General features: G+C 59.4%; 4 protein-coding genes. 2 read left to right on the top strand and 2 right to left on the bottom strand.

The window, feature by feature from the left end; genetic code table 11:
* On the top strand, window positions 1-1,443 hold a 1,443-nt coding region (gene ligA / locus IQ273_RS30305; RefSeq protein WP_194026812.1), incomplete at its 5' end, for an NAD-dependent DNA ligase LigA.
* 522 nt (window positions 1,444-1,965) lie between these two features.
* Window positions 1,966-3,228, top strand: a complete 1,263-nt coding sequence (locus IQ273_RS30300) for an EAL domain-containing protein (RefSeq protein ID WP_194026811.1) — start codon at window positions 1,966-1,968, stop codon at window positions 3,226-3,228.
* 93 nt (window positions 3,229-3,321) lie between these two features.
* Here IQ273_RS30300 and IQ273_RS30295 read toward each other — a convergent pair whose 3' ends face one another.
* A complete protein-coding gene (locus tag IQ273_RS30295; protein WP_194026810.1) occupies window positions 3,322-3,585 on the bottom strand; it encodes a hypothetical protein in 264 nt (87 codons plus the stop codon).
* A gap of 98 nt (window positions 3,586-3,683) precedes the next feature.
* Window positions 3,684-4,981, bottom strand: a 1,298-nt coding sequence (locus IQ273_RS30290; RefSeq protein WP_228054190.1) for a glycosyltransferase family 4 protein, incomplete at its 5' end; no start/stop codon positions are given.

The raw sequence follows: 4,981 nt of genomic DNA, 5'->3' as shown, positions 1-4,981 counted from the left end.
TTCTTTGCCTACACCATATATCTGGGAGCAGGGGAGCAGGGGAGCAGGGGAGCAGGAGAGCAGCTTGCTTCGGAATCCAGCAGCCCATCGGTATCCTCCCTACCTTCCTCATCCATCCATTCACCCATCCACCCATCCACCCAATGGGCCGCCCTCGAACTCCTCCAGGCCCTCGGCTTTCGCGTCAACCCCAATCGCCAGCTCTGTCAGTCCGCCGAAGATGTCCAGAATTACTACGACCAGTGGGCCACCCGCCGCCTTCAGCTCTCGTACTTGACCGATGGCGTGGTGGTGAAGCTCAATGATTTTGCTCTCCAGCAGCAGCTGGGCTTTACTCAGAAGTTTCCGCGCTGGGCGGTGGCGCTGAAATATCCTGCCGAGGAGGTGCCCACCCTGCTCGAATCCGTCAGCTTTCAAGTGGGGCGCACCGGGGCCGTTACCCCCGTGGCTGAGCTGCGTCCGGTGCAGCTGGCGGGCACCACCGTGGCCCGGGCCACCCTGCACAATGCCGATCGCCTAGCCGAGCTGGACATACACCAGGGCGACACCATCATCGTGCGCAAGGCCGGAGAAATTATCCCTGAAGTGGTGCGGGTGCTGGCCGAGCTGCGGCCCGAGAACGCGATCAAAGTCACCATGCCCACCCACTGCCCCCAGTGCGCCAGCGCCCTGGTCAAGCCCGACGACGAAGCCGTCACCCGCTGCATCAATAGCTCCTGCCCGGCGATCGTGCAGGGGGCGATTATCCACTGGGCTAGGCGCGATGCCCTCGACATTGAGGGGCTGGGCGAAAAGTGGGTGAAGCAGCTAGTCGAGCAGGGGCTGGTGCATTCTGTGGCCGACCTCTACAGCTTGACTGAAGCAGATCTAGAACCCCTCGATCGCATGGGTAAGCGGCTGGCCGAGAAGCTAGTTGGGGCGATCGCCGCCTCCAAAGCCCGCCCCTGGCCCTCGGTGCTCTACGCCCTGGGCCTTCGCCACGTGGGTACCGTCAACGCTAAAACCTTGGCCCAGCACTTTCCCACCGTCGACGCCCTGGCCGCCGCCAGCCCTGAGGAAATTGCCACTGTTCACACCATTGGCCCCGAAATTGCCCAGGCCGTGGCCCAGTGGTTTGAGGTGCCCGCCAACCAAACCCTGATCGATCGCCTGCGCCAGGCCGGTTTGCAGCTGGCCGCTGACGAAGATCAAGCCCAGGCTGCCGAGGCTGGTGCTCTAGGGGGCAAAACCTTCGTGCTCACGGGCACCCTGCCTACCCTTACTCGCCCTGAAGCCACCGCCCTGATCGAAGCCGCTGGGGGCAAAGTCACCAGCAGCGTCAGCAAAGCCACCGGCTACCTGGTCGCTGGTGAAAAAGCCGGGTCAAAGCTGACTAAAGCCGAGGGTTTGGGCATTGTTATTCTCAGTGAGGCCGATCTACTGGCGCTAATTGGGCAAGATTAGGTTGCTTTCGTGCAGCTTTGGGGCATCACCACCCGGTTGTCACTGGAATCTCCAGGCGTCCTACGGCTGAAACCTACGGCTGCCAACTATAAAAGCAGGTTGAGTTATCGGTAACTGCTTCAGTAAAGCTACAGATTGAGAATCCTCTCAAGGCAAATTAATATGGGGCAGTCATGGCTTTATAGATGATAATCGGTTTCGGTTTGGGTGCTTTTAGCCCTTTTTTAACGTGCATTACCTCCTTTTATGTGAATTGAGCAGCATAAAAATGCTCATAATGTATAGGAGGCAGATGGCCGTAAATAATGCTTTCTGCCTGGTCATTGTGCTAGAGAATAATTGCTTTAAAGTGGTATGGCTTGTTGATTGTGGTGTTGACAAAATGACCCCTATTGGCAAGCGCTGGCCCGATAGTACTGCTTGGTTGGATTCGACTAGGGGCAGCGTTTAGAACCATGACTCTGAAATCGTCTGAAATACTGCGGTTGAATGCTGATTGGAGTACGGGTGGAGTATTGCTTAATGGACGAACAATCGATTTTCGACTCAACGGCAACCCCTAGCCAGCTCAGCCTGATCCCCTATCTTTTTTTATCGACATATAGTTTGGGAACTGGGTCGATTGATGAGGTCGTCATCGACGCGCTGTGCGCCATTCGCTTACACCTCGATATGGAGGTGGCGTTTGTATCGGAGTTTTCCGAAGGCAAGCGCCGGTTTCGCTACGTTAATTCATCTTTAGAGAATGTACCGATTGCCGTAGGAGCCTCAGACCCGCTGGAGGAGAGCTATTGCCAGCGCGTTGTCGATGGTCGGCTACCCCAGCTAATTCAAGATGCCACCAAAATTCCGGCTGCCCTGGAGATAGCGGCTACCACAGCCCTACCGGTGGGAGCGCACCTCAGCATTCCTCTACGGTTGAGCAATGGGCAGGTCTACGGCACCTTTTGCTGCTTTAGCACCCGGCCCAACCTCTCCCTGGGCGATCGCGATCTGTCGATCATGCAGCTGTTTGCCGACTTCACCGCCCGACAAATTGGGCGAGAGCTAGACAGCGTGCAGGCCCATCAAGCCATGACTCAGCGAGTTACAACCGTGCTAGAGTCCAGTGCGTTTACCCTGGTCTACCAGCCCATCGTTCGCCTCGCAGACCGTAAGATTATTGGGTTTGAGGCCCTGACCCGGTTTTGGTCGCGGCCCATTCGCGGTCCCCATATCTGGTTTGCCGAGGCCGCTGAGGTAGGCTATAGCGAACAACTCGAAATGGCGGCGATCGCCAAGGCCCTAGAGGGCCTCGCCGTCATCCCTGAAGACATCTATCTCTCGGTCAACGTATCGCCAGACAACATTCTTAGCGGTGCCGTCGAACGCGTGCTTCAGGGTAAACCCCTGCACCGCATTGTGCTAGAAGTAACTGAGCATGACCCCATACCTGACTATTCAAACTTTGGCGAACGGCTCGCTTCCCTACGCGATCGCGGCGTGCGCCTGGCCGTAGACGATGCTGGGGCGGGCTACGCCAGTTTTCTCCATATTCTTCAGCTCAATCCAGATATTATCAAGCTCGATATCAGCCTCATTCGCGACATCGATACCGACCATACCCGCCGCGCCCTGACCGCCGCCCTAGTCGGGTTCGCCCAAGAAACCTATAGCTCCATCGTCGCCGAAGGTGTCGAAACCCCCTCCGAGCTAACCGCTCTGCAACAGCTCCAGGTCAAAACCGCCCAAGGCTATCTGCTGGGGTATCCTCTTTCCCTAGGCGAAGCCACTGCGCTGTTTTAGCCTAGCTGCCAGGGGCTGAGCAAACGCCGCTTGCCCCGGCGCAAGCGGTTTACCTGTGGTCGGGGCGATTGAAGGTGAATTTGGCGGCACCGTTTATTTAGACTCAGTTTGCTCGGGGTTGGGCCGGTTGGCGGTGGGCAAATCGCTGGCCTCAGGGCTCGATTCGGCGGGGACGTGATCTTCGGCAGTACTGGGGGTTTCTCCGCCAGCGGCATTGGGGCCTTCGCCAGCGTTGGCGTTGCGGGCCTCTTCCTGGCCGATTTTGGGGTTGTTTTTGGTGGCAACCTTTCTAGCTCCAGGGTTTTGGGCGACGGAGTCGGAAAGGTTTGTCTCTTGGGAGGACTGGGAGTTAGCCATGGTGCTACCTATCGGTGATAGTGGATTTTTAGTCTAGAAAAGGGAGGCCCTAGCGGCCTCGATAGGAGGGCAGACATTGACGTTTGGCGAAGTTTGGCTCAGGCCGGGTGGGCGGCCCCTACGGAGTCGGAGGAGAGCAGCCGCTGATAAATATCCTGGTGGCGATCGCAAATGCCGTCCCAGGTAAAGGCCTGAACGAAGCTGTGCCCCGCTGTGGCCAGGCGCTGCTGTTCAGTCGAATTTTGCAATAGGGCGGCGATCGCATTTCCTAGGGCGGCACTATCGCGAGGGGGTACCGGGGCGATCACCCGTTTTTCGCTGAGAATGGCGTCAGTTTCGGCAGTGCAGGTGGCGATCGTGGGCAGGCGGTGGGCCAGCAGGGCCAGCAGCGAGCCGCTTTTGAGCGAAATGCCGGGGTTAAAGGGCAGCACGCCCAGGTCTGAGCCGGAGAGGTAGCGGGAGGCGAGATCGGCGTCGATATAGCCGGTGCAGTGAACGTAGTCGGTGAGGCCCAGGTCGCGGATTTGGCCCTGCACCTTTTGCCAGTACTGCTCGGCGTCTTGGCCGCGCAGGGCCAGGGTTTCGACACCGCCCATCAGCAGTAGGCGAGCCTGGGACTGAGCCTCGACCACCTGCCGAAAGCCCTGCACCAGTGGCTCAATGCCTTTGACCGGGTGCAGAAAGCCAAAGAAGGTGACGACCTGGGCTTGCTCGGGCCAGCCGCAGTCGTGGCGCAGCTGCTGACAAGCGGCGGCGCGGTCAGCGGGGGCGACGCTGAGGTTGGCGGCGATGGGAACAGTGGTGATGCGATCGCGCCGACTGGGCAATCGCTCTTTCATAATTCGCGTAATGTTCTCATTGGTGGTGAGGATGGCGTCGCTGCCGGTGAGCAAAAAGCCGTCCTCGCGGTCCCACCAAATACGGGCCTGACCCCATTCTTTCAGGCTCTCCAGCCAAGGGGCCGGAAACCAGCTGGGCTGCCAGTCCCACCAGCCGTACTCGTGGGCGGTGGTGACGATGGGGCGACGATAGCCCGCTAGCCTCAGGAGCAGGGGCAGCAAGAACACCGATCGCTCAAAGCGGTAGCTGCCCGCCGCGTGCTGAATGTGCAGGATGTCGGTGGGGGTGGCCAAAATGCGCTGCACCAGCGGCACCAGCTGCGGTACCTGCCACTGCGCGATCGCCCCTTGCACAGTGGGGTCAGCCATGGCGCGAGCCGAGTCGTGGGTGGTGAGCACCGTGGAGGTGATTTGGCGCTGGTGGAGGTGCGATCGCAGGTTGGCCAGGTAGTCGGCGACACCGTCTTGGTCGGGGCGGTAGCTGCCGGTGAGGTAGGTGATGTGCATGGGTGGGCGGGTAGGCGGGTAGGCGGGTGGATGGGTGGATGGATGGGTGG

The sequence above is a fragment of the Nodosilinea sp. LEGE 07298 genome (genome assembly GCF_015207265.1).
Taxonomy (GTDB): domain Bacteria; phylum Cyanobacteriota; class Cyanobacteriia; order Phormidesmidales; family Phormidesmidaceae; genus Nodosilinea.
Note: the sequence above shows the minus strand (reverse complement) of the source record. Positions and strands in the feature narration are given on the sequence as shown.